General features: G+C 72.0%; 18 protein-coding genes. 1 reads left to right on the top strand and 17 read right to left on the bottom strand.

All coding sequences use genetic code 11. The annotated features are described in order from the left end of the window. Window positions 1-3: 3 nt before the first annotated feature. From tagF to tssK, 4 genes are read right to left on the bottom strand one after another with little or no spacing between them, the layout of a single operon-like run. Window positions 4-750 carry a type VI secretion system-associated protein TagF gene (gene tagF, locus D9C15_RS21075; RefSeq protein WP_128000441.1) on the bottom strand — a complete coding sequence of 249 codons (747 nt, stop codon included), beginning with the start codon at window positions 748-750 and terminating at the stop codon, window positions 4-6. A gap of 2 nt (window positions 751-752) precedes the next feature. Next, entirely contained in the window at window positions 753-4,334 is a 3,582-nt protein-coding gene (gene tssM / locus D9C15_RS21070; RefSeq protein ID WP_128000440.1) for a type VI secretion system membrane subunit TssM, read from the bottom strand. Beyond that, window positions 4,334-5,707, bottom strand: coding sequence for a DotU family type VI secretion system protein (locus D9C15_RS21065; protein WP_128000439.1), 1,374 nt, complete (start codon window positions 5,705-5,707; stop codon window positions 4,334-4,336). Before D9C15_RS21065 ends, tssM begins: the two co-directional genes overlap by 1 nt. Window positions 5,708-5,739: 32 nt before the next feature. Next, window positions 5,740-7,077 (bottom strand): type VI secretion system baseplate subunit TssK, encoded by a 1,338-nt coding sequence (gene tssK / locus D9C15_RS21060; RefSeq protein ID WP_128000438.1) that lies wholly within the window; start codon window positions 7,075-7,077, stop codon window positions 5,740-5,742. Window positions 7,078-7,271: 194 nt separating this feature from the next. Between tssK and D9C15_RS21055 the strand changes: the two genes are divergently transcribed. Continuing rightward, window positions 7,272-7,820: an OmpA family protein gene (locus tag D9C15_RS21055; RefSeq protein WP_128000437.1), complete on the top strand. Its 549-nt coding sequence runs from the start codon at window positions 7,272-7,274 to the stop codon at window positions 7,818-7,820. 45 nt (window positions 7,821-7,865) lie between these two features. Here D9C15_RS21055 and D9C15_RS21050 read toward each other — a convergent pair whose 3' ends face one another. From D9C15_RS21050 to D9C15_RS20990, 13 genes are all read right to left on the bottom strand, one after another. Next, on the bottom strand, window positions 7,866-8,255 hold the full coding sequence (locus D9C15_RS21050; RefSeq protein WP_128000436.1) for a DUF4280 domain-containing protein: 390 nt from the start codon (window positions 8,253-8,255) through the stop codon (window positions 7,866-7,868). A 20-nt stretch (window positions 8,256-8,275) separates the two neighbouring features. Then, window positions 8,276-9,037, bottom strand: coding sequence for a PP2C family protein-serine/threonine phosphatase (locus D9C15_RS21045; protein ID WP_128000435.1), 762 nt, complete (start codon window positions 9,035-9,037; stop codon window positions 8,276-8,278). Beyond that, window positions 9,037-10,899, bottom strand: coding sequence for a type VI secretion system-associated FHA domain protein TagH (gene tagH / locus D9C15_RS21040; protein WP_164886802.1), 1,863 nt, complete (start codon window positions 10,897-10,899; stop codon window positions 9,037-9,039). The genes D9C15_RS21045 and tagH overlap by 1 nt, the downstream gene beginning before the upstream one ends. Before the next feature lie 31 nt (window positions 10,900-10,930). After that, entirely contained in the window at window positions 10,931-11,734 is an 804-nt protein-coding gene (locus D9C15_RS21035) for a hypothetical protein (protein ID WP_128000433.1), read from the bottom strand. Window positions 11,735-11,846: 112 nt separating this feature from the next. Continuing rightward, window positions 11,847-13,595 carry a hypothetical protein gene (locus D9C15_RS21030; RefSeq protein ID WP_128000432.1) on the bottom strand — a complete coding sequence of 583 codons (1,749 nt, stop codon included), beginning with the start codon at window positions 13,593-13,595 and terminating at the stop codon, window positions 11,847-11,849. A gap of 13 nt (window positions 13,596-13,608) precedes the next feature. After that, window positions 13,609-14,160 carry a DUF4123 domain-containing protein gene (locus tag D9C15_RS21025; protein WP_128000431.1) on the bottom strand — a complete coding sequence of 184 codons (552 nt, stop codon included), beginning with the start codon at window positions 14,158-14,160 and terminating at the stop codon, window positions 13,609-13,611. Window positions 14,161-14,167: 7 nt separating this feature from the next. After that, on the bottom strand, window positions 14,168-16,507 hold the full coding sequence (locus D9C15_RS21020; protein ID WP_128000430.1) for a type VI secretion system Vgr family protein: 2,340 nt from the start codon (window positions 16,505-16,507) through the stop codon (window positions 14,168-14,170). A 43-nt stretch (window positions 16,508-16,550) separates the two neighbouring features. Further along, the gene (gene tssH, locus D9C15_RS21015; RefSeq protein ID WP_128000429.1) at window positions 16,551-19,229 is read right to left on the bottom strand and encodes a type VI secretion system ATPase TssH; all 2,679 of its coding nucleotides are present in this window, start codon (window positions 19,227-19,229) and stop codon (window positions 16,551-16,553) included. A 40-nt stretch (window positions 19,230-19,269) separates the two neighbouring features. Further along, complete coding sequence (gene tssG / locus D9C15_RS21010) at window positions 19,270-20,346, bottom strand: type VI secretion system baseplate subunit TssG (protein ID WP_164886801.1); 1,077 nt, start codon at window positions 20,344-20,346, stop codon at window positions 19,270-19,272. After that, complete coding sequence (gene tssF / locus D9C15_RS21005; RefSeq protein WP_128000427.1) at window positions 20,343-22,214, bottom strand: type VI secretion system baseplate subunit TssF; 1,872 nt, start codon at window positions 22,212-22,214, stop codon at window positions 20,343-20,345. Before tssF ends, tssG begins: the two co-directional genes overlap by 4 nt. An 11-nt stretch (window positions 22,215-22,225) precedes the next feature. Further along, window positions 22,226-22,759 carry a type VI secretion system baseplate subunit TssE gene (tssE, locus tag D9C15_RS21000; RefSeq protein ID WP_128000426.1) on the bottom strand — a complete coding sequence of 178 codons (534 nt, stop codon included), beginning with the start codon at window positions 22,757-22,759 and terminating at the stop codon, window positions 22,226-22,228. Then, window positions 22,760-23,599 carry a type VI secretion system accessory protein TagJ gene (locus tag D9C15_RS20995; protein ID WP_128000425.1) on the bottom strand — a complete coding sequence of 280 codons (840 nt, stop codon included), beginning with the start codon at window positions 23,597-23,599 and terminating at the stop codon, window positions 22,760-22,762. A gap of 42 nt (window positions 23,600-23,641) precedes the next feature. Beyond that, window positions 23,642-24,214 carry a zinc ribbon domain-containing protein gene (locus tag D9C15_RS20990; protein ID WP_128000424.1) on the bottom strand — a complete coding sequence of 191 codons (573 nt, stop codon included), beginning with the start codon at window positions 24,212-24,214 and terminating at the stop codon, window positions 23,642-23,644. Window positions 24,215-24,226: the final 12 nt, after the last annotated feature.

The following is a 24,226-nucleotide window of genomic DNA, read 5'->3' as shown; positions in this document are numbered from 1 at the left end:
GGGTCAGAGCAGCAGGCCATCCACCGGTGCGCTGCCGCCCTCGGCGGCAGCCAGCATGCGGATGAACTGCCCGGTGTCGGGCAGCCCGCGCCGCACCAGCAGTTGCGGCGCGCCCGGATTGTCCGCCAACCAGAACGACAGCCCGCGCGCCACCGGCAGCGAGCGTGGGGCATCGGCCAGCGCGTCCCACAGCAGCGTGGCGAGGTCGGCGCGACGGCGCAGCGCGCGGATGTCGACGAACGCGCCGCCGCCTGCGATCGCCTCGGCGAGCAGACGCGCCTCGTGCGATGGCTCGGGCGGAACCACCGGCGGCGGCAGCGCGGCCAGCGCGCCGTCGAGCGTGTCGATGTCCCAGTCCTCGTGCAGTGCGTCGACCGCCACGTCCTCCAGGCGCTGCAGCCAGCCGAGCAGGCCCTCGAGCTGCGGCGCCGAATGGGGCAGCTCGTCGAGCCGGCGCAGCACCGTGAGCGGGAAGTAGCGCCCGACCTTGTCGACCGAGGGCATCAGCACACCGGCCAGCGCCGCCGCCTCGTGCTCGAACACGCCGGGCATCAGCACGAAGCGCCACACCGGGCTGGCCAGGTAGGCCTGGAGCCAGCCCTCGCCGAGCTGCTCGCGCTGCGCCGCCAGGCCGCTGCCGAGCCAGTGGTCCCAGGGTTCGATGAACGCGGCCTCGAGCCGGCGCGAGGCGAAGTCGCCGAGCGTCGGCAGCTTGCCGTACCAGCCCGGGACCGTCGCGCCGGCGTCCATCGTCAGAGCGAGCCGGGGCAGCGGAACTGCTGCACTTCCCGGAGCCGGAACGGATTGAACGCGCTGCCGGCGATCACCTCGAGCCGCGCCAGCCGGCCGTCCAGGTTCATCACGACGATGAAGCGTTCGGGTTGCGCCGTCGGCTGCACCTCGAATCGGTCGAACAGGCGGAACAGCGCCCACGGGCCGTCGAAGGTCATCGGCGTGCCCGCCGGCGTGGTGCCGAGCTTGATCTGCGAGGCCACCCGCGTGCTCGGCCAGCTCACGGTGATCGGCGTGCTGCTGCCGGCCACGAACTTCTGCACCTGGCCATCGATGTCGAGCGTGATCTCCTTCAGGCCCTCGCCCATCTCGAGCGCACGGATGTCGACCTTGAACGAAGGCTGGCGCCCACCGCTGCGGAAGAACACCTCGCGGATGCGTGCGGCGCGCTGGAAGTCCGCCAGCGCCGCCGGGCTGGTTCGGCGCGTGCCGTCCGCGGTGGGCTTGAACGACCACGGGTTGGTGCCGGTGTCCACCAGCGGCGCGAGCTTGGCGCGGAAGAACTCGTCGAGCTGGCCGCCGGGGCTGAACAGCTGCGCGAAGTCGTCCGGCAGCACGTCGGCCTTGGCACTCGGCGTGAACGGGTAGCGGCCGGTGATCATGCGGTTGCAGGCGTCGGCGATCGGCTTCAGGTCGCTGGTCGCCGCCTGCGCCTCGACCGTGCGGCCCGTGGCCGCCGCATTCCCCGCCAGCGCCTCGAGTGCGAGGCGGATCGGCTCGGGCTGCTGACCGGCCGCGGCGCGCACGCGGTCGGCGCCGCCGGCCGGCGGCGGTGCGGACTTGCTCTTCTGCGCCGCGTCCACCGCGGCGAGCTGCGCGTAGACCTCGTCGAACAGCTTCTGCGTCTCGGCGATCGGCGGTGGGTTGCCCTTGAAGAGCCGGTGGATGTACTCGAAGTGCTCGTCGACCATCGCCTCGAGCGGTGCACCGGTGTTGGCGTCGATCGGCACGTTGACCTTGCCGGCCAGCGCCGCGGCCTCGCGCTTGGCCAGCGAGAGCTTCTGCTCGAGCGCCGCGAGCGCGCCGATCTGCGACGGCGTGCCGCTGCCGGCGCCCTCCTTGGGCGGTTCGACCAGCGTGGTCTCGCGCGACACGCCGCGCAGGAACTTGACCAGCGGCGAATCGACCCCGGCCAGGGTGCGCGCCACGGCCAGGCTCTGCTCCAGGTTGCCCAGCCGCACCACGCGCACGTCGGCGATGTACTGGTCCCAGACCTTGATGTACTCCTCGAAGTACAGGCGCCGCACGCGGTTGGTCAGCTCGGGGTTGGCCTTGACCGCGCTGACCGCCCCGGCCGCGGCGCCGGTCCCCGCGCCGGTGGGCCGCACGCCGAGCACCCATTCCTGCTCGGAGGCGAGCTGGCGCGTCGCCCGCTCGACCGATTTCTCGAAGGCCTGGCGGTAGCCCTCGCGCGTGAACAGGCCCGGGATGCCCTGCGTCAGCGGCGCGCCGCTGGCGCGCGTCAGCACGTTCAGCGCGGCCGGGCCGCCCTCGTTGGCGGCGCTGAAGGGCGGCAGGTCGGCGCCGACCTGGGTGCGCTTGAGGCGGCTGAACACCCGGTACTCGAGCGGGAAGGCCACCAGCATCTCGCGCACCGAGGCGACCAGCGACTTGTCCATCGCCACGCGCGGCGGCGGCGCGCCGCGCTCGATCAGCGCATCCAGGTGTGCCGCCAGCGCCTCGCGCTGCTGCGAGCTGAGGCTGCGCTCGTACACCGCATCCCAGTCCACGCCGACCCAGGCCTTGAACGACTCGGCGTCGAACTGCTCGGGCGTGTAGAGCATCAGGTAGTGCTTCAGGCTCTCGTAGGCCTGCTCGAGGTTGTCGCGGTTGGCGGTGCGCAGCCGCTCCTCGAGCCGGCGCGTGACGCGCGGCAGCAGCGCAGTCTCGAGCAGGTGGCGGTAGCCGAGCTGCGCGCCGGCGTCGAGCTTGTCGCCCTGGTACAGGCCGAAGGTCATCGACCAGGGCGGCTCGTCGATCGGAAAGTCGGACGGCCTGGGCGCGTCGCGCACCGCCAGCAGCACGTCGGGCAGCGGCGAGACGTCGCCCGAGGCGGCCGGCGGCAGGCTGTCGACCGCCTTGCGCACCTCCGGCACACGCGCCTCGATCTGCGCGATGTAGCCCTTGTTGCGCATGTAGCTGAGCGCCCAGCCGGCCAGCAGCGCCACGGACACCAGCCCGGTCAGCGCGAAGCCCGCCAGCCGCAGCCGGCCGCGGCGCCGCTCCATCGCCAGGTTCTCGCCCACCAGCCCCTGCTCGTTGAACACCACGTCCTTGAGCAGGCGGTGCAGGAAGAAGCTCTTGCCGCCGCGCGCCGGCGCGATCGAGGCCAGCTTGCGCTCCACGCCGAAGGTGCGCGCCAGCGTGCCGAGCACGCGGTCGATCGGCGTGCCCTCCTGCGTGCCGCTGGTGAAGTAGACGCCGCGCAGCAGCGGGCGCTCTTCCAGGCTGCCGCCGGCACTGAACACCTGCTCGAGGAAGCCGCCGAGCAGCCCCTTCACGCCGACGAACTGCTGCGGGAAGTTGAAGATCGCGGCGCGCCTGAGCACGTCGGTCTCCGCGTCCATGCGGTCGGTGACGCGGTCGCGCACCCGCTTCTCGAGCGCGGCGAACTCGCTGGCGAAGCTCGCCAGCGGGTCCTCGGCGGATTGCGGCGAATAGGCGAAGGTGAAGCCCCAGACCTGGTTGCGCTCCTCGCGCCCGAGGTCGCCGAAGAACTCGTTGAAGCCGGCGATCAGGTCGGCCTTGGTGACCAGCACGTAGACCGGCGCCTTGACGCCGAGCTTCTCGGTCAGCTCCTGCATGCGCGCGCGCAGCTTCGCGGCGTGCTCCTTGCGTTCGTTCGGGTTCTGCTGCAGCAGGTCCTGGATGTTGACGGTCAGCAGCACGCCGTTGATCGGCCGGCGCGGGCGCGACTTGCGCAGCAGCGCGAGGAAGCCGTCCCAGGCGGCGGCGTCGGTCGCGCTGTCGGACTCCTGCGTGGTGTAGCGCCCGGCGGTGTCGATCAGGATCGCCTCGTCGGTGAACCACCAGTCGCAGTTGCGCGTGCCGCCGACGCCGCGCACGCCGCCAGCGCCCATCTTCTCGGCCAGCGGGAACGTGAGCCCGGCATTCAGCAGCGCGGTCGTCTTGCCCGAGCCCGGCGCGCCGATGAAGATGTACCAGGGCAGCTCGTACAGGTAGGCGCCGCCCTTGAAGATCGAGCGCGATCCCGAGGGTGCCTTCTTCAGCACCTCGAGCGCCTGCGTGAAGCGCTCGTTGAGCGTGCCGAGTTCGCGATCCGCCGCGCTCGGCCCCTTGGCCATGCCGTTGACCAGCGCGGCGTTGGTGCGCTTGCGCTTGACGCGGGCCCACACCAGCTTGAACAGCAGGCTGCCCAGCAGCAGCCCGACGACCACCAGCCGTACCCACAGCGGCTCGAGCGGGCGGAAGCTGCCCACCGCGATCAGCGGGCCGCCGAACCAGAACAGCAGCGCCAGCGTGAGCGTGCCGAGCACGCCGTAGACCGCCGGGCTGAACAGGAAGGCGAACACGCGTCCCATCACGCGCCCCCCTGGGCCAGGAACAGGGTGATCTCGACGCGCCGGTTCTGCGCGCGACCGGCCGGCGTGCCGTTGTCGGCCACCGCCTCGGCATCGGCGCGGCCCTCGGCACGCAGGCGTTCGGGCTTGAGCGTCGCGGCGAGCACGGTCTTCACGGCGATGGCGCGGTCCTGCGAGAGATGCCAGTTGGAGGGATAGCGCACCGAGCGGATCGGCACGTTGTCGGTGTGGCCGGTGATCAGCACCGTGCCGGGCATGGCCTGCAGCGCGCCGGAGATGCGGGCGAGCAGCGGCAGCACGCGGTCGGACACCACCGCGCTGCCCGGCTCGAAGAAGCCGTCACCGCGGATCACGACGATCGAGCGGTCGGCCAGGTCGCGCACGGCCACCTGGCCGGCGTCGATGTCGGGCTTGAGCAGGTTGGCCAGGCGCGGCGGGGCCGGCGGCGCGGGCGGTGGCGGCGCCGCCACCGGCGCGGCCTTCACGTCCAGCGAGCGCAGCGCGGCGAACACGTCGTCGGACACACCGTTGATCGAGAAACGCAGGCCCACGTACACCAGCAGCAGCAGCAGCGCGGTGGCCGACATCACCACCCACATCGGCACGCCGCTGCCGAGCCTGGCCACACGTGCCGGCACGCCCTCCCAGCGCGGCGAGAGCGCCTTGTCGGGCGTCTGCGGGCGCTGCTGCTTGAGCAGCTGCGCGAGCCGCGTGCGCACGCTCTCGAGCTGCGCCTTGCCGTCGTTGACGACGCGGTAGCGGCCTTCGAATCCGAACGACAGCACGACGTACAGCAGCTCGAGCAGGTTGCGGTTCGCCCCCACGTTCTCGGCCAGCTTGGACATCAGCTGGAAGATCTTCTCGCCGCCCCAGGTCTCGTTGTGGAACTGCACCAGCAGGCTCTGGTTGGCCCACACGCCCGAGCCGCCCCAGGGCGTGCTGGCGGCCGATTCGTCGAGCAGCGTGCACAGGATGTAGCGCCCGGCGATCACCTGCTCGTTGGGCAGGCCCTCGGCACGCGCCTGCGCCTCGAACTTGCGGATGCCGTCGGCGAGCGCGTCCTTCAGGCCGGCCGGGTTCGGGTGCTGCAGCATGTGGCGGATGCGCGGCGCGGCCGACAGCAGCGGCGACGCGGCGGCCACCAGCGGATTCAGGTTGGCCGTCATCAGCGCGTCGATCGACAGCGGCGCTTCCTTGCCGCCGCCCACCGGTGCGGCCGCCATGCCGCCGGCCGGCACGCCCCCGCCCGGCGCACCGCCGGCCGGGGCCGCGCCACCGGGCCGTGCCGGCCGCCCGGCGCCGGGCTTGATGACGGTGCGGTCCGACTCGAAGGCCGAGAACGGATCGTTGGGGTCCTTGCCGGGGGTGCTCATGTCGGTGTGCGCGGTGTGCGTGCGTCAGCGGCTCAGGCGCGGATGGCCCAGAACTCCAGCTCGAGCCCGGGGAATTCGCCGGCGATGTGCATGGCCAGCCCGCCCGAGGTTTCGAGCTGCTTCCACAGGTCGTTGTTGCGCGTCTCCAGCTCGAAGTAGTTGAAGCCCGCGTGGTACGGGATCTGGCGCGGCGCCACCGGCAGCGGCCGCAGCGGCACGCCGGGCAGCTGCAGGTTGACCAAGTCGCGGATGCGTTCGACCGGGCCGATCTTGACCTGCGTCGGGAAGCGCGCGCGCAGCGCCTCGCCGGGCAGTTGTGCAGCCACCGCGAGCACGAAGTTGGCGTGGCGCTGCAGGTCGACGTCGGGGATCACGGCGACGCGGATGCCGTACTTGCGGTCCTGCAGCTCGATCGGGATCGCGGTCTGCTCCATCACCATCGAGAGTGACTGGCGCAGGTCCTCGATCACCGGGCGGAAGCAGCGCTGCAGGTCGTCGTGAAGGTAGGCCGGGAAGGCCGGCGGGCGGCGCTTGTCGCGGTAGGTGGCCAGGTTGCCGGCCAGGCCGAGGCAGGCCGCGTAGAAATCGTGCGGGTGCAGCACCGAGCGCTGCTGCAGGTCCAGGAACGTCGGCTCGGCGCGGTTCACGGCCTCGAGCAGCAGGAAGTCGGCGATCTCGGCCACGCCGCCGCGGCCGGGCTGCGCGATGCGTGCGGCCAGCGCCTCGCCGCGCTGGTGCAGCAGACCGCACAGCTCGCGCAGCCAGCCGTCGAGGATGGCGTGGCCCTGCGCATGCAGCATCGGCGGCACGTAGTTCGCGTCCAGCACCAGCTTGTTGTCGGCGCGCCGCTCGACCACGCGCGCCACGCCCACGGTCGCGAAGCCCTCGCCGGCATCACGCTCGAGCATCAGGCGCAGCTGCAGCCGGCCGACCTGCACCGAGGCGTTGCGGTCGAGGTTGCTGTTGCTGTCGCCGATGCCGACCTCGGCCACCTGGTAGCGTGTGCCCATCGAGCCGGCGGCCTGCTCGGCATCGGTCTCGACGATGCCCGGGCGCTGCAGCGGCACCGCCAGCACGACACGCTCGTTGCGCACGTCGGCCTTGACGTCGAGCGCGGCGGGCGCCGCGTCGTTGCAGGGAATCGAGAAGGCGGTGCCGTCGGGCAGCAGGCCCTGCGCCGAGCTGAGCGCGAGCTTGCCGAGCGCGAGCGCGGCGTCGTCGATGGCCAGGCTGGTGAAGCCCCAGGGGTATCCGACGAGAGCGGCCAGACGCTGGCGCAGCTGGTACTCGAGGTAGCGGTCGTGCTGCTGGAAGTGCTGCGGCTGGAGGAACATGCCCTCCGTCCAAACCACCTTGTTCGTCCAGGTCATGGGTATGCGTGTTTTGTGGAGGTCGCCGCCGCCGGCCGCCAGCGAAAACGAGCGCACAATGTACTTCACCGGCCCGGCCTTGGGGCGGGCATCGTCCCCCCTGCGGCCGGGCCCCCGGTTTGATGTGTGGCGGGGTGTCCGTGGCGCGGAAGGCAGCCACTATCATCGGCCCCATCCCCGACTGGAGACCGTCCATGAAGCCCACCGCTCCCCTGCGTTCGCTGCTCATCGCCCTGGCCGCGCTCGGCGGCGCGGCGACGGCCTTTGCCCAGACCGCGGCGGTCGACGTGGGCTCGCAGGTGCCCGAGGCCGCGGCCGTCAAGGAGGGCCTGTTCCCCGAGGACGCCTGCAAGGAGCTCGAGGCGAACGGCTTCAAGTGCATGGGCTTCAAGCCGGCGGTGCGCTACTCGCTGCCGGCATCGAACTTCCGCATCGGCTCGGCCGAGCTGCCCGAGCTGCTGAAGAAGCAGCTCGACGTGTTCGCCGAGGTGCTCAAGGGCAAGCAGGGCAGCGGCCGCCAGGTGCGCGTGGTCGGCCATGCGGATGCCTCCGGCACGCCCGAGGGCAACCAGGCCCTCTCGGTGCGGCGCGCCGAGGCCGTCAAGGCCTACCTGGTCGGCAAGGGCGTGGACGGCAGCATGCTGCTCGTCTCCGGCGCCGGCGACAAGGAACTGAAGAACCCGGCCCAGCCGCTCGCGGCGGAGAACCGGCGCGTGGAGATCGGGCGCCAGAACGCGCCCTGAGACTCTCGCTCCGACGCGCCTCGACCCGCGCGGGGCGCGACGCCCTCAGGGGATGTCGTGCGTGGTCTGGCCGGGGTTGCTGACCTCGATCACCCCGGCCCAGATGCACATCAGCTTGGAGCTGTCGTTGAGCGCCGGCAGGTTGGCGATCAGCACCGTCGGCGAGCCCGGCACCCAGGGCGCGGGCGTGGCCGGCACGCAGGGCATCGGTGTCAGCGTGCCCATGGCGGCCGCGGTGGCCGCGGCGACGGTCGGGTTGGCCGGGCTCTTGCACATCCCGAACGGCATGATGTTGGTCATCGGGATGTTGTCCATGATGTTGGCCGCCGGCACGTTGGAGGTCATCACCCGGTTCTTCGGCAGCACCACCAGCGAACTCGGCGCCATGCCCATGCTGCACTTGAGCATCGCGCCCATGCAGACCTGCTTGCCCATCGCCGCTTCTCCTTCGCCCGTCAGTCCGCGTGCTCGCCGACCCACACGGTCAGCGCGCTGAAGTTGTCGTGCCGCGGCTTGTGCGCCGCCCCGGCCAGCACGCGCCGCTCGAGCTCCTGCAGCCAGGCCTGTCCGCTGGCCGCGGCCGCCAGCGAGGCCTCCATCTGCGTGTCGTCGACGTACTCCCACACACCGTCGGTGCACAGCAGGAACACGTCGCCGGGCGCGAGCTGCCAGGGTTCGGCCGAGACGCTGACCTGCAGGTCCTCCTCGCCGACGCCGAGTGCCGACAGCAGCTCGCTGCGCTGCGGGTGGCTGCGCATCTTGTCCTCGGTCAGCATGCCGCCGTCGACCAGCGACTGCACCACGCTGTGGTCGCGCGTGCGCAGCGTCATGCGGCCGCGCCGGAAGGCGTACAGGCGCGAGTCGCCGCAGTGGCCCCAGGCCGCGGTGCGGCGCTCGAGGTCGACGAACATCGCCACCACCGTGCTGTGCATGTTGCGCTGCTTCACGTCGTCGGCGCGGTGCTCGATGATCGTGCGGTCGGCGTCGACGATCATCGCGCGGATCGCCTCCGGCGAGCCGACCGGGTTGGCCGCATAGGTGGTGATGATGTGCTCGACGGCGAGCTTGGACGCCTTGTCGCCGCCGCCGTGGCCGCCGGCGCCGTCGGCCACCACGCAGCACAGGTGCGTGTCGGAGTGCCAGTGCCCGCAGGCATCCTCGTTGTAGTTGCGCCCGCCGCGGCGCGACTGGATCGCGAGTTCGATCTGAAGCCCCATCAGCGGCCCTTCGAAAGCTGGTCGATGTGCGCCTCGTAGGCGCGCAGGAATTCCTTGCCGAACAGCTCGTGGAAATCGTCCGAGGCCTCGGCCGAGATCTGCCCGTACAGCTCGGTGAACACGTCCCACATGCGCGCCTTGCGCGCCGCCGGCAGCACGCTGGCCAGCACCGACTTCTGCGTCAGCTTACTCTCCAGCACCGCCGGGTCGAAGCGCTTGAGCACGCCCTCGAGCGCGGCACGCATGCCGGCCACGAAGGCGAACTGGTGCGCGCGCAGGTCGTCGTAGGCCTCGCGCATGGCGCGCTCGGGCGGCAGGAAACCACGCTGCGGCGGGCTCAGCAGGTGGCCGAGTGCGACCTCGACGGTGGGCGAGAACTTCAGCGGGTTGTTCTCCTTGGCGACGATCATCGTCACCTCGGCGCGGATCTCGCGCTTGAGCGCGGCGCGCGCGACCAGCAGGTCCACCGTGCCGCGCGCCGACTCGTGCACGAGCTGGCCGAGCAGACGCATGAACTCGGGCGTCAGCGAGTCCAGCGGCAGCTGGGGCATGCCCAGGCCCTCGCGCAGCGCCGCGATCAGCGCGGCGTTGTCGCCGGCCGCCGCCCCTCTGGCCGCCGGCGCTGCCGGGGCCGCCGGGGCCGCTGCGGTGGCAGGCACCGGCGCGGCCTTGGGCCGCACGGTGATCATGGTCGGCGGGTCGACCGGGGCCACGGGGGCGGCCGGTGCGCTGCCGAGGCCGAGGTCGAACAAGGCATCGTCGGGCAGGGCCGCGGCCGGCCCCGCGGGCGCGGCCGGCAGCGGCGGCACCAGCGGCGCAGCCGCAGGCGCGCGCGGGCGTGGGCGGATCACGGTGTGGCTGTCGCCGGAGGGGTCCTCCCAGGACAGCACCGCGCCCTTGATCGACGGCGCGCCGCGCGGCGCGGCCGGCGGCACCTCGGGGATGGCCGGGATCGCCGGCGCCGCCGCGGGCCGCGGCGGTGACGGTGGCGCGAGGAACGGCGCGTGCAGCTCGGAGCCGGCGTCGGACTTGGCGGTCGCGGTGCCGCGCGTCAGGCTGTTCAGCGACTGCATCGGGTCCGCATGGGCCGCCATGTTCGGCTGGGCGGCGGCCTGCCCGAACACCCCGCCGGCCAGCGGGTCGACGCTGGCCGGGGCGCCGCCGCCGAGGCCGAACAGGTTGTCGAGCGAGTCGGCCGCGGCCGGCGCCTGCCCGGGCAGATCGGGGATCAGCGGCGCGGCCTTGGGCGAGGCCACGTCCAGGCCGAAGCCGGGTCCCTGGCCGAGCGAACGCGCGAAGTCGGCCGGCTTCGCACTCGCCGGCTCGGGCGCGAACGGGTCCCAGTCGTCAGGGATGCCGCCGGCCGTCGGTGCGGCGGGCAGCGGCTGGGCGGTCACCGGGACCGCGGTCAGCGGCCGCACCGCCGGCGTCGTCTCGGGCACGCCGAAGGCGGCCAGCGGGTCCAGGCTCGCGGCCGCGGGCCGCGGCGCGGCGGGGCTGGCGAGCCCGCCGAAATCGGCGAACGGATCGGCCGCGGCCGCGCCGCCGGCGCCGCCGAGCTCGACCCGCAGCACGTAGCCGCCGATCTGCACCTGTTCGCCGCCGGACAACGGTGCCTCCTGGCCGTTGCCGAGCTGCCGGCCGTTGACGCTGATCGGGTTGCTGCCGCGGTCGACGATCGCGTAGCGCCCGGCGCGGAACACGATCTGCGCATGCACGCGCGAGATGGTGCGCTCGGGGTCGGGCAGCACGAGCTGGTTGGTGTCGGCCCGGCCGATGTTGCCGCCGAGTTCGTCGAACTGCGCCGCGAGCGGCGCCGCCAGCGGCGCGCCGTTGTAGGTGGCGACGGTGAGGGTGATCACGGGTTCATTCCTTCGCTCGGTCGGGGCCCGCTCAGCGCAGCACGTAGATCTTGCCTTCGACCATCGCCAGCCGGATCGGCCAGGACTGGTTGCCGATGGAGGCGTCGTCATTCTGCGTGTGCAGCACGGGGGCGCCAAGGGGGTCCAGGCATTCGATCAGACGCCCGTCGGCCACCGGCCGCAGCAGCGTGGTCTCGGCCTGCGGCGGCACGATCTTCAGCGCCTTGCGCTCGAACAGGCCCTGCAGGTGCGCGCGGAATCGCTGCATCGCGTCGGCCGCGGAGGACTGGTAGGCCAGCGCGATCTCCTCGAAGCGCAGCCGCGCGGCCGCCAGCAGCGGCTCCGGGTTGCCGCGCCCGAGTTCGACGGCCAGGCCCTGCAGGAACTCGACGATCTGCCGCTGCGTCACCGGGTTGACCGGCACCGGCGGCGCATCCAGCCAGCGCCAGCGCGGGAAGCTGACCGGCAGGTCGAGCTCGAGCTCGCGGCCGACCGGCGCCTCGTAGGCCTGGCCCTCCTCGACGGCCCAGTCGACGCTGCCCAGCACACGTGCGGCCGGGTCGCCGGCCGATTGCCCGGCACGTGCCAGCACCAGCCGGGCCCGCGCCCAGGTCGGCCCCACCGCCACGCGCGGCTGCGCGCCAACGGCCAGGCCGGTGGCGGGCAGGCCGGCACGCAGCCCGAGCCGGTTGCGCCCGGCCACGATGAACTCGTGCACCGCCAGGCAGGCGCGCCCACCGGCGGTCGGCAGCGCCACCACCGGCAGGCCGTTGACCAGCGCCTCGACGGCGCAGCCGGCGCTTTCGAGCTGGAGCAGCATCAGGCGGTCCATCATGCCGCTCGCCGGGCCGCCCCAAGGGCGGCATGCGCCCCCAGGGCCACGAAGGGGCTCCTTCGTGGCCCTGGGGGCCGAGGAGCGGCACAGCCGCGAGCGTGGGGGCCGTCAGTCACCCGGCACTCCAGTCCACCAGCGGCATGGCACCCAGCAGCGTGCGCTGCGTGCGGTTCGTGCCGAGCAGCGGGTCGACGCAGGCCAGCGCCACCTGTGCCGGCTCGACCGTCATGCCGAAATGCCACTGCAGGCCCTTGCCGTCCGGGCGCGGGCGCAGGCCGCATTCGCCGGCCAGCGCACCGAGCAGGGCGTCGGGCTGCGGCACGGCCTGCAGCATCGCGATGCCGCCGCCGGCCAGCGGCTCGACGTCGAGCGTGAAGGGGAAGCGCCAGGCCCGCTTGACCGCCGCCAGGCCATGGCCCTCCTCGGCCTCGTCACCGAGCTGCGCCACGTCCAGGCGCAGTTCGCTGCGGCCCTTGCAGGCGAGCACGATGCGGGCCCGCGCGCCTTCTTGCACCAGCTCGCCGGCGAGGCGCAGGTCGAGCGCACACGCCAGCAGGTCGACACGGCCTTCGGTGCGCATCGCCACCGCGTCGGCCGCGCTGCGGCGCCAGCCCCAGGTGAGCGCGGCCTGGCCGACCAGCGGCGAGGCCTCGACCTCCAGCCGCGGCTGCTCGACCTGGCGCGCCCAGGCGTTGAACAGCTTCTCCAGCCCGGCGCGGAACTGGCCGGGCAGCTGCGCCCAGGCACGCTGCCAGGCCGGCGCGTCGACCGGGCGGCCGTCGGCCTCGAGCTGGCAGGCCGTGGCGCCGGGCGCCTCGCCGCTGGGCGGGTTCGGCCAGCTCAGCGTCGGGAAGGCGCCGTGCCGCAGCTCGACCTTGCACTGCTGCGCCGGCACGACCCTCAAGCCGATCGAGACAGCGCCGAACGGCGCCCCCGCGTCGCGCAGCCCGCAGGAGGCGACCTGCACCTGGTGCTTCTCCGGCGCACTGCGCGCGGCGATGCCGTCGGGCCCGAGCTTCGGGTCGGTCGGCTCCGGCGGCGCGGCGTACAGCGCCAGGCTCAGGCGCGCCGCGTCGCGGCCCTTCCAGGCCAGCCGGCCCTGCGGCGAGACGTGCAGCACCTCGGGGTGCACACGCGGGTCGCACACCGCCTGCGGCGTGACACGCAGGTTCAGGCGCGCCGCCGTGCCGCCGCGCAACGGGTGGCTGGGCACCGCGAACACCGCCGGTTCGTCGGGCGCGCGGCTCCACTGCAGCGCCGGCAGGCCGAGCTTGGGCGCCGGCACGCGCTGCCACACGCCGCCAGCAAGCCGGTACTCGAGGATCTCGGCCTCGGCGACCATCAGGTCCAGCGTCGCCACGTCGCAGGCCACGATGGGCGGCGCGGCGGGCTCGTCGAGGAACACCGCCTTGGCGGCCGCCTGCGTCGCCATGCCGGACTCGACCGCGGCGAGCGCGGCGTCGAACTGAGCCACGCTCACCCGCGGCGCGCCGCCTGGCGCCGGCGCCGCCTGGTGCGCCAGCTCCTCGCGCGTGCGGTGCAGCAGCTGGTGCACCTTCAGGCCGGGCGGGCGGCGCGGATCGCCGAGGATCTCGCGCGCCCACTCGAAGCCGGGCTTGTCGGCGAACGAGGCGCCCCAGATGCACCACAGGCTGGCGAAGCGCGCCAGGTCGGCGACCGCGGCCACCTCGTGGCGGTGGGCCTGCTGCAGCGCTGCCTCCACGAAGGCCGGCCAGCGCTCCTGCAGCCGCTCGACCACGGCCGGCCAGGCCTCGGCCAGCACCGCCGCGACGGCGGCCGCATGGCGGCGCAGCAGCAGCTGCTGGAGCGTGTCGAGCTGTTCGTGACTCAGTCGCAACATCGTTCGTGCAGACTCATTGCGACGCCGCCGCCAGCAGCGGCCGCGCATCCTGCGCCAGCACGCCGTCGCGCAGCGCGAACCAGGTCCAGCCGGCCCGGCCGATCAGCACGATCTGCTGGCCGGCGCCGAACAGCTCGTCGAGCTGCGAGGGCGAGAACTCGGGCAGCAGGCGCTCGAGCAGCTCCGGGTCCCACCAGCGCCAGGGGCGTCGCTCGCCGTCGGGTGTCTGCACCTCGGAGAGGCTGCGGCAGTGCTCGCGCATCGGCAGCAGCGCGCGGCCGGACACCATCACCAGGCCGAAGCCGGGGAAGTCGCGCGGCAGCTCGCGCAGCACCCGATCGGTGAAGGGCGCCGCCGGGTCGAGCTCGACCAGGTAGGCCGCCTCGCGCGCCGCCTGCGCCGACAGCGCGCCGCGCTGCAGGCAGTCCCAGCCGGGCGACTGGGCCTGCTCGAGCAGCCCCGGCAGGCCGGGCACGACACGCCCGTCGAGCAGCGCGTGCACACGCGCACCGGCGCCGGTCCACAGCGCGGCCTTGAGCTGGTCGTACGAGTAGCCGGTGGCCATCCGTGCGTCAGGCTCCGCCGCCCGAGCCCTTGGCCTTCTCGATCGGGTCCTCGAACTGCTTGTCGTAGTCGGTGGCCTTGCCGGAGGTCAGCTCCTCCTGGTTCTTGGCCTCGGTGGGTGCCTTGGGCGCGGCCGCGGTCGCGGCCTGCGCCGAGCCGGCCGAACCGCCGCCGCCGCCGGAGTTGATCTTGACCATCGGCCCGACGATGTCCACGCCGGCCGGGCCCAGCGCGATCGACGAGCCGCCGCACACCAGCTTGATGCCGGCCGAGCCCTCGATCACCACCTCGGCGCTGCCCTTGATCTTGACGTTGATGCCCTCGGCGAGCAGGTCCGCGCCGGCCTTCAGCGAGAGCTTCTGCGCCGCCTGCTGCAGCAGGTTGTCGTCGGACTTCAGGTGCACCGCGCCGGTGGCGGCGACCTTCATGTCGCCGCCGGCCTTGACGTCGAACTTGTCCTTGATCTCCAGGCCGAAGGTCGCGTCGCCCTTGATCTGGATGTCCTTGGTGAAGGTGGCCTGCAGCGTGGCCGCGCCGGTGTAGAAGATGTCGCCGGCCACCTTGACGTGCATGTCCTTGCCGTACTCGTGCATGACGTCCTTGCCGACGTTCATGAACCAGTTCTCGCCGATCACTTCCTTGCGCGTGAGCTTGACCTTCACGGTCTCGTTCTTGAGCACCATGTCGAAGGCGTTCTCCTTGACGCTGCGGTAGAAGTCCTTCTGCGCCTGCAGCCAGACGTACTCCTTGCCCTTCGCATCCTCGAAGCGCAGCTCGTTGAACATCTCGAGCGTGCCCTCCTTGCTCGAGCGCGAGCGCCAGCCGCTGACAGTGGCGAGCTTGGGCAGCTCGTAGGCGATCGGGTTGGCGTCGTTGTAGACCGCGCCGGTGATGATCGGGCGGTCCGGATCGCCGCCGATGAAGTCGACCACCACCTCCTGTCCGACCCGCGGCACGCTCCAGAAGCCGAACGACTTGCCGGCATGCGGCTGCGCCACGCGCACGTAGCAGGAACTGTTCTGGTCCTTCTTGCCCTTGCGGTCCCAGGGGAACTGGATCTTCACGCGGCCGTGCTTGTCGGTCTCGATCTCGTTGCCCGAGGCCCCCACCACCAGCGCGGTCTGCGGCCCGTGCATCACCGGCTTGGGCGTGATGCGCTCGGGGCGGAACGGCGTGTCGTCGGCGTCGATCACCACCACGTCGGCGACGAAGCCGTCGCGCCGGCGGCTGATCGACTTCAGGTCCTCGATCGCCTCGTGATCCGCGAACTCCATGCGGTAGGTGGCCGAGACGACCAGGTACTTGCCCTCGCGCTTGGACTCGCCGCCGCCCAGCAGGCCGCCGAGCAGGCCGCCGCCGGCCTCCTTGACCTGGAAGGTGGCGCCCACCGCGATGTCGTGCGCGTTGGTGCGGCCGGTGGCCGTCTTCTGCAGCGAGAACAGCTCCTCCATCAGCACCTTGGCGCGCTGGGTGGCGGCGCTGGCGGCGGGCTGGGCGTCGGGCTTGACCTGGTCCTGCACCACGCCGGCCGGGAAGGTGTAGACCTCGCCGCTGCCGAGCTTGGCGGTGGCCTGCGTCGGCTTGGCGGACTTGGTCTGCTCGATCTGCGTCGTGCTGGCCAGGTAGTCGTAGTCGCGCACCGTCGCCTTGACCGATCGCACCTCCTCCTGCACGTGCCAGTCGGTGATGGTGTGGTTGGTCTTGAGCGAGTTGCCCCAGGTGATGGCGTCGCTGTTCTTCTTGCTCTTGTGCTTGGCCAGGTCGTCGATCAGCACCAGCGTGTGCTTGGTGTCGGTGTGCTCGAAGAAGTAGTAGATGCCGTGCTCCTCGAGCAGGCGGCTGACGAAGTCGAAGTCGCTCTCCTCGTACTGCACCACGTACTCGAGCTTGGTGTAGACCGAGGGCATCGCCAGGCGCCACTCGAAGTCGCTGCTGTAGACCTTCAGCACCTCCGAGACGATGTCCTTGACGCTCTTGTCCTGGAACACCATCGAGTTGCGGCTGCGCGTGGCGAACCACAGCCAGGGCCGCATCAGGATCGCGAAGGACTCGAAACGCCCGTGCCGCTCGCCGCGCTGCATGCGCACGATGAACGAGTTGAACTCGCGCGGCTTGCCGAACAGGTCCACCGTGACGTTGGCGCGCGTGCCGAGCAGGTCGTGCACGTCGATGTCCTCGGGGTTGCCCATCATGTCGACGTTGCCGACCACGTCGACCCGGTATTCGGGCAGCCGGCCGAGCGCCTCGCGCCCTTCCATGCGCAGCACCAGCAGCTTGTCGCTGCCGGCGGTGGTCTTGATCTTCAGTACCGCGTCCGAGCTGCTGCCCAGCAGTCCGCCCAAGGCCATGGTGTGGTCTCCCCCGGTTCAGTGTGCGCCCGCAGGCACCCGTTCAGTCGAAGGCGTAGCTGAAGTCGCCCTCGGCCACGCCGAGCCGCACCGCCTTCAGCGCGCCGCCCTCGGACGTACGGCTCAGGTACTCGATCGAGATGCGCGGCAACACCGTGTTGGTGAGGATCGCGTCGATGATGCGCCCCCCCGATTCGGCGTTGTTGCAGCGGCTGACGATCAGCCGGACCGCCTCGTCGCTGTACTCGAACGGAATCTTGTGGTTCTCGGCCACGCGCCGCTTGATGCGGTCGAGCTGCAGCCGCACGATCTTGCCCAGCATCTCGTCGGACAGCGGGTAGTACGGGATCGTCACGATGCGCCCGAGCAGCGCCGGCGGGAACACCTTCAACAGGGGTTCCTGCAGCGCCAGCGCGAGCGACTCCGGATCGGGCAGCAGCTCCGGGTCCTTGCACATGTTCATGATCAGCTCGGAGCCGGCGTTGCTGGTCAGCAGGATGATCGTGTTCTTGAAGTCGATCACCCGGCCCTCGCCGTCCTCCATCCAGCCCTTGTCGAAGACCTGGAAGAAGATCTCGTGCACGTCGGGGTGGGCCTTCTCCACCTCGTCGAGCAGCACCACGCTGTAGGGCCGGCGCCGCACCGCCTCGGTCAGCACCCCGCCCTCGCCGTAGCCCACGTAGCCCGGCGGCGCACCCTTGAGCGTGGAGACGGTGTGCGCCTCCTGGTACTCGCTCATGTTGATCGTGATGACGTTCTGCTCGCCGCCGTACAGCGCCTCGGCCAGCGCCAGCGCGGTCTCGGTCTTGCCGACGCCCGAGGTGCCGCACAGCATGAACACGCCGATCGGCTTGTTCGGGTTGTCCAGCCGCGCGCGCGAGGTCTGGATGCGCCGCGCGATCATGTCCAGGCCGTGCTGCTGACCGATCACGCGCTTGCCCAGCGTGGCGCCGAGCTCGAGGATGGCCTTGAGCTCGTTCTTGACCATGCGGCCCACCGGGATGCCGGTCCAGTCGGCGACGACCGAGGCCACCGCCTGCGCGTCCACCGAGGGCATGATCAGCGGCGCATCACCCTGCAGCGCGGCCAGCTTGTCCTGCTCGGCGCGCAGCTGCGCGAGCAGCTTGTCGCGGTCGGGCGCCGCGTCGGGGTGCGGCGCGTCCACCGGCTGGTCGTCGCCGCGCAGCTGGGCACGCAGTGCCAGCACCTTGTCCACCAGCGCCTTCTCGTCGTGCCAGCGCGCCTCCAGGCCGGCCAGGCGCTCATGCTCGGCGGCGAGCTTGGATTCCACGTCCGCCGCACGCGCCGCGACGTCGATCCCGACCGCCGCCTCGCGGCCGATGATCGCCTGCTCGACCTCGAGCGCCTCGATGCGGCGGCGCGAGTCCTCGACCTCGGCGGGGATCGCGTGCTGGCTGATCGCCACCCGGGCGCAGGCGGTGTCGAGCAGGCTGACCGCCTTGTCGGGCAGCTGGCGCGCCGGGATGTAGCGGTGCGAGAGCTTGACGGCGGCCTCGATGGCCTCGTCGAGCAGCTGCACGCGGTGGTGCTTCTCGAGCACGCTGGCCACGCCGCGCAGCATCAGGATCGCCTTGTGCTCGTCGGGCTCGGGCACCTGCACGACCTGGAAGCGCCGCGTCAGCGCCGGGTCCTTCTCGATGTACTTCTTGTACTCGGCCCAGGTGGTGGCGCCGATGGTGCGCAGCGTGCCGCGCGCGAGCGCCGGCTTGAGCAGGTTGGCCGCGTCGCCGGTGCCGGCCGCGCCGCCCGCGCCCACCAGCGTGTGCACCTCGTCGATGAACATGATGATCGGCTTCGGGCTCGCCTGCACCTCGTCGATCACCTGGCGCAGGCGCTGCTCGAACTCGCCCTTCATCGAGGCGCCGGCCTGCAGCAGGCCGATGTCCAGGCTCAGCAGCGAGACGCCCTGCAGCTGCGGCGGCACGTCGCCGCGCGCCAGGCGCTGCGCGAAGCCCTCCACCACCGCCGTCTTGCCCACGCCGGCCTCGCCGGTGAGGATGGGGTTGTTCTGGCGCCGCCGCATCAGGATGTCGACGATCTGGCGGATCTCCTCGTCGCGCCCGGTCACCGGGTCCATCTTGCCCTCGAGCGCACGCGCGGTCAGGTCGACGCAGAACTTCTTCAGCGCCTCCTGCTTGCCCAGCGCGGCCGGGGCCATCGTGCCGGTCTCGCCGCCGACGTCGCCGCTGCCCACGCCGGTGCCGTCCTGCGCGCCCAGGCCGCTCTCGCCGGTCTTGGCGCAGATGGTCGGCAGCTTGTCCGACAGGTCGTCGGCCTTGATCTTCTCGAACTGGCGCGAGATGCCGGTCAGCGCGTGGCGCAGCGTCGGCGTGTTCAGGATGCCCACCAGCAGGTAGCCGCTGCGCACCTGCGCGTCGCCGAACATCAGCGTGGCATACACCCAGCCCTGCTGGATGGCGTGCTCGATGTGCTCGGAGAAGTCGGAGATCGCGGTGGAGCCGCGCGGCAGGCGGTCCAGCGTGGCGGTGACGTCCTTGGCCAGCGTCGAGGCGTCGAGCCCGTAGTGCCGCACGATCGCCTGCAGGTCCGACTCCTGGGTCTCCAGCAGCTGGGTGATCCAGTGCACCAGCTCCACGTACGGGTTGCCGCGCAGCTTGCAGAACACGGTGGCGCCCTCGATGGCCTTGTAGACCACCGGGTTCAGCTTGCCGAACAGGGCCACCCGACTGATTTCGCTCATGCTTGCTCTCCTCGTTCGTTCTTCGGTCTCGGCGGCGCGGTCAGTGGCGCTGCGCGGCCACCGACGGCCGCAGCGGCGCGCGCCGGATGCTCTCGACGTTCATGATCAGCTCGTCCGCGTGGCCGGGCTTGCGCTGGCCGTTCATCCAGCTGGTGCGGCCGAGCTGCCCGACACCGCGTTCGCGGCCGAGCTGCCAGGCCGGCACCTCCTCGCGGCGCAGGATCAGGCGCAGGTCCCAGTTGAACTCGAAGCCCACATACTGCCGCACCAGCGCCTGCAGCGGGTCGAGCCGCCAGCCGCCGGGCAGCAGCGACTCGAAATCCTCCCACTCGAGCGGGCCGATGACGATGCGGAACTTGTGCTGCACGTCCCAGACCGACTCGCCCAGCACCACGCCGCGGCCCAGGCCCTGCGGCTCGGCGCCGCCCAGGCGCGAGCGCTCGGCGCGCGCCAGCGCCATCCAGTGGCCGCAGAACTGCTCCACCTGCACCGGCACGCCGAAGCGCAGCGCGAGCCAGGCCTGCAGGCCGTCGGCGTCGCGCACCGAGCGGGCCAGGCGGCCGACGAAGTTCAGCTTGGCGAAGTCGCCCAGTGCGTCGCGCTCGCGCAGCGCCGGCTCCTCGACGCCGATCAGCGCGCCGACGTGGCGCACCACCGGTGCATCGCGCGGGCGGTCCATGCCGACCACCGGGTTGGCGCGCGCCCAGGCCCGGTAGAAGAACAGCCCGAAGCGATGCAGCAGCATGTTCAGGAAGCCGCCGACCGTGCGGTCCGCATGGTGCAGCAGGCGCTCGCGCGCGTACTCGGTCAGGTGGATCGGCAGCGCGCCGTTGGGCCCGAGGAAGCCGATCACGCGCTGCACCAGGCGCGGCGCGCCGGGCCGGCCGAACTCGATGCGCGAGATGGCGCCGGGCGGGAAGGTCAGCGCCGGCTCCTCGTTGAAGCGCACCGGCTCGTCGGACGGGCGCAGCGCGTCGCCCAGGCGCGGCTGCTCGGGGTGGGCCGCCTCGATGCGGCGCAGCGCCTGGAACAGGTCGTAGTGCGAGGGGCGTGCCGCGATGCGCGCGAGCAGCTCGTCCGCGGGCGCGGCGACGGCGGGGTCGGCCCGTTCGTTCACAGCACCGGCCTCGCGCCCGGCCCCGGGGCCCAGGTCTTCAGGTCGCCGCGCGTCAGCGAGGCGACCACGGTCTGCACGAAGCTGTTCATCGACACGTGGCGCGCGAAGTAGCGGTGCAGCACCGAGCCGAGCAGCACCGCGCTGCCGCCCTCGAAGGACAGGTCGTCGACCGTCACGCGCACCTCGAGGCCGCGGCCGAAGGCGATCGGCCCGGGCGCCGGGTGGCGCCGCACCACCGGGCGCACCGCCACCGAGCGCACGCCCTCGACCTGGCGCCGCAGGCCGGTGTCCGCGCCCTGCGCGAACAGCCCGAGCAGCTCGCGCAGCGCCATCGCGCCGTCGTGCGGGTTCTCGTCCAGCAGCGACAGGTAGTTCAGCGACAGCAGCGACAGCAGCCGCCAGGCCATCGGCCCCTCGCGCAGCGCGCTGTGCGGGCGCGACGGCCCGGCGACGACCCGGATCGCGTCGGCCGGGGCGCGCGTGTTCAGCGTCAGCTCGCCGTGCTCGGCGCCCACCGGCATGAACACCGGCAGGTCGCGGTTGGTGCAGGTCACGCGCGCGGCCAGCTGGCGCAGGCTCTCGCGGTAGGGCGCATGGGTCATGTCGACCAGCGAGACGTACATCTCCGTGCCGACGTAGCCCGAGCGCGGCCCTTCGCGCCGGCTGCGGTTGCTGGCCAGGCGCGGCTCGCGCTGGCAGGTGTAGTAGCCCTTGGCGCCGGCCGGGTCGCGCTGCGGCACCGCGAACAACGGCAGGAACTCCATCTCCTCGCTGTCGTCGTTGTAGCCGTGCACCGAGGCGATGTCGAAGACCTCGAAGTCGGCCGACGCGATGCGCTCGGGCATCACGTGGAAGGCGGCGGTGTGGTCGTCGATGTCGATGCGCTCGGCGCGTCGCTCGAACAGGTTGACCGCGGGCACGCAGTGCAGCGCGAAGTTGCCCGGCTCGCCGCTGCCCTCGAGCGAGGTGTCGTAGCGGTTGAACAGCAGCACCAGCTCGAACGTGGTGCCGGTGCAGGCGCCGAAGGCCGGCGCAAGGCCCGCCACGTCGACGAACAGGAAGCGCTGCGGGAAGGCGAAGTACTCCTGCATGAGCCGCGTGCCGGCCAGGCCGCGCAGCGTGACCGGCAGCATCGCGTCGGCGTCGTCGTAGCCGACCGGCTGCACCACGGCGGCGCTCAGGAAGCGTCGCGTGCCCTCGCCTTCGCGCCCCGGCGCGCCGGCCAGCACGCCGACGCAGTGGCCGACGATCAGCTCGTGCAGGCGCAGCGCCACGTCCTGCAGCCCGCCGAGGAAGAAGCGCAGCGTGTCCAGGCGCACCTGGTTGAACAGCATGCCCGGCGGCAGCCCGAAGCGGATGCGCACGCCGCTCCTCGGACGCTCCGGCAGCGGCAGCGTGGCCAGCGGCAGGTCGGTGGCGTTGAGGAAGTACTCGACCGAGGCCACCCGCAGCGGCGTCAGCACCAGGTCCTGCGCGGTGCGGAACTCGCAGCGCGTCGGGCCGAGCGCGGTCTCCGGACCGAACAGCGCGCTGCCGCGCGGCACCTTGAAGCCGCCGGCCAGGTTCGGGTCGTTGCCCGGCTGGAACTGCGCGACGAGCATCGACGGCAGCGGCGCGCCGAGGTTGGGGCAGACCATGTCGAGCAGGCGCTGCGAGAGCGCCGGGAACTCGGCGTCCTGCTTGAGCTGCACGCGCGCGGCCAGGAAGGCGGTGGCCTCCATCAGGCGCTCGACGTACGGGTCGGCGACCTCCAGGCCCTCGATGCCGAGCCGCCCGGCGATCTTCGGGAACTCGCGCGCGAACTCGCCCCCCATCTCGCGCAGGTAGCGCAGTTCCTGGTTGTAGTAGCGCAGCAGGCGCGGATCCATCGTTCCGGCCCTCAGCTGCGCATGTCGCGCACGGCCGCCTGGCCGGTGTCGACGTCGACGTCGGCCGACAGCAGCAGTTCCAGCGGCACCGGCTGGTTCCAGAGCTGACCGCGGATCACCAGGCGCAGGCTGGTCGGGCGCTGGCCGGTGGACAGGTCGTTGGTGATCTTCACCTCGAGGGTCTTGTCGTCGATGCGCGGCTCGAAGCGCGCGATGCAGACCCTGATCGCCTGCTCGAGCACCGGGAACTCGAGTGTCGACCAGCTGCTGCCGGTCAGCGCCGGGATGCCGAAGTTGATGACCGACTTCACCGCCTCGGGCGCCTCGCGCCACATGCGCACGCGCTCGCGGTCGCGGCTGCGCGGATCGGGCTCCTGCGCAGTGCAGTTGAACAGCCAGGTCAGGTCGCGCAGCACCGCGTCGCGCAGCTGCTTCTTGTTCAGCACGCGCGCTTCGAGCGGCTCCTTGGTGGAGCTGGCGTCGTTGTCGGTCAGCCGGTCGAGCAGCGACGGCTGCAGACGCTCCTGGGCGGACAGCCCGGCCACTTAGGCGGCCTCGCCGTCGCCCTCGGGCGCGGCCGGCAACTCGTCGAGCTCGATCTGGCGCACGCCCATCAGGTCGTACTCGCCGGCGTCGGTGGCCAGCACGCGCTGGCCGAGGCCGGCGAAGCGGTCGTTGCCGATTGGCAGCCACTCGGTCTTGCGCGCCAGGTTGACCAGGCCGTCCGGGCTGTCCTGCGAACCCGGGTAGCGCGTGGGCACCAGCGCGACCGTCTCGCCGCCGTTGACGAACTGCAGCTGCGCGGGTGTCCAGACGCAGTCGCGCAGGTCCTCCGGTGCGTCGAAGCTGACGCGCGCCAGGCGCGCGAACGGCACCCAGTAGTAGTTGCCGTTGACGCAGGCCTCGAGCACGGGGCCGATGCGCGAGTCGGCGTCCATGATCCACTCGAAGGGCGTGCCGTCGATCTTCCCGCCGACCGCCGGCGCCGCGTCGAAGGCGCGCGCGGCCAGGTCCTGCGACTGCGCCTCGTCGCCCTGGCCCTTCTGCAGCAGCGATTCGATCAGCAGCGCCAGCCAGGCGTCGGGCTGGCCGAACACCATCGGCGTGCGCTTGCCGGCGAACACCTGGGCGCGGATCAGCTCGCAGCGGATCGCGTGGCCGACCGTCTCGCGCATCGGGATCGCGAGCTTGTCCATGTCGGCCACGACGTTGAGCTGGGTGTGGGCGCGCTCCCACTGACCGAGCACACACAGCAGCTGGGCGAGGAAGATGCGCAGCTTCGCGTCGGCCGGCTTGGCGCGAACGGCCTCGGTCAGGCGCGCCAGCGCGGCGCGCGGGTCACCGGCGTGCAGGGCCTCTTCGGCATCGGTTCGGGGATCGGCCATGGCGTGTTTCTCGGATGGTTGCGGCGGCCGGGCCGCCGGAGGTCAGAAGCCGTGTCCGCAGTCGGTGCAGAAGCGTGCCTGACGCGGCAATGTAGCGCCGCAGCTCGGGCAACTCTTGAAGGCACTGGCCATGTCGAAGCCGCACTCGTGGCAGAAGCGCCCGCCCTGCGAGGGCGTCTGGCAGTTCGGGCACACGGCGGTCGGGCTGGCCGACTCGGTCGCCGAAGGCGCGACGGCGCCGTAGCCGCGTGCCTTTGCCGCGCACTGCACGCAGTGCCCGCCACGCTCGTCCCAGGCGGCCGGCATGACCCACTTGCCGCACTCCTCGCAATGCCGGAAGTGCTGCTCGGCGAGCTGCTGCGCCTCGGCCAGCGCCGCCGCCTTGGCACGCGTCGCGCCGGAATCGGCCGCGTACTCGGCGGCGCGCCCGAGCGCATGCAGGTCGTTGAACCAGTAGGTCAGCTTGGACACCAGGCCGTGCATCTGGCCGCGCCGGTAGGGCCGGAACGGCGAACGCCAGGTCTCGCCGGTGACCTCGCAGAAGAACTCGAACTGGAACCCCGCGCCCGAGGCCGAGCTCAGCGTGCTCAGGTCGCGGTAGTTCGTCATCGCCATCGTGAGGCGCTC

This window comes from Piscinibacter defluvii (assembly GCF_004011805.1).
Classification (GTDB): domain Bacteria; phylum Pseudomonadota; class Gammaproteobacteria; order Burkholderiales; family Burkholderiaceae_C; genus Piscinibacter; species Piscinibacter defluvii.
Note: the sequence above shows the minus strand (reverse complement) of the source record. Positions and strands in the feature narration are given on the sequence as shown.

Bases quoted from the DNA above. Each gene is read 5' to 3' on its own strand.
- D9C15_RS21050 (WP_128000436.1), bottom strand. From the start codon at position 8,255: ATGGGCAAGCAGGTCTGCATGGGCGCGATGCTCAAGTGCAGCATGGGC.
- D9C15_RS21025 (WP_128000431.1), bottom strand. From the start codon at position 14,160: ATGGCCACCGGCTACTCGTACGACCAGCTCAAGGCCGCGCTGTGGACC.
- D9C15_RS21045 (WP_128000435.1), bottom strand. From the start codon at position 9,037: ATGGGGCTTCAGATCGAACTCGCGATCCAGTCGCGCCGCGGCGGGCGC.
- tssF (WP_128000427.1), bottom strand. From the start codon at position 22,214: ATGGATCCGCGCCTGCTGCGCTACTACAACCAGGAACTGCGCTACCTG.
- D9C15_RS21035 (WP_128000433.1), bottom strand. From the start codon at position 11,734: ATGATGGACCGCCTGATGCTGCTCCAGCTCGAAAGCGCCGGCTGCGCC.
- D9C15_RS21030 (WP_128000432.1), bottom strand. From the start codon at position 13,595: ATGTTGCGACTGAGTCACGAACAGCTCGACACGCTCCAGCAGCTGCTG.
- tssM (WP_128000440.1), bottom strand. From the start codon at position 4,334: ATGGGACGCGTGTTCGCCTTCCTGTTCAGCCCGGCGGTCTACGGCGTG.
- D9C15_RS21020 (WP_128000430.1), bottom strand. From the start codon at position 16,507: ATGGCCTTGGGCGGACTGCTGGGCAGCAGCTCGGACGCGGTACTGAAG.
- D9C15_RS20995 (WP_128000425.1), bottom strand. From the start codon at position 23,599: ATGGCCGATCCCCGAACCGATGCCGAAGAGGCCCTGCACGCCGGTGAC.
- tssK (WP_128000438.1), bottom strand. From the start codon at position 7,077: ATGACCTGGACGAACAAGGTGGTTTGGACGGAGGGCATGTTCCTCCAG.
- D9C15_RS21055 (WP_128000437.1), top strand. From the start codon at position 7,272: ATGAAGCCCACCGCTCCCCTGCGTTCGCTGCTCATCGCCCTGGCCGCG.
- D9C15_RS20990 (WP_128000424.1), bottom strand. From the start codon at position 24,214: ATGGCGATGACGAACTACCGCGACCTGAGCACGCTGAGCTCGGCCTCG.
- tssH (WP_128000429.1), bottom strand. From the start codon at position 19,229: ATGAGCGAAATCAGTCGGGTGGCCCTGTTCGGCAAGCTGAACCCGGTG.
- D9C15_RS21065 (WP_128000439.1), bottom strand. From the start codon at position 5,707: ATGAGCACCCCCGGCAAGGACCCCAACGATCCGTTCTCGGCCTTCGAG.
- tagF (WP_128000441.1), bottom strand. From the start codon at position 750: ATGGACGCCGGCGCGACGGTCCCGGGCTGGTACGGCAAGCTGCCGACG.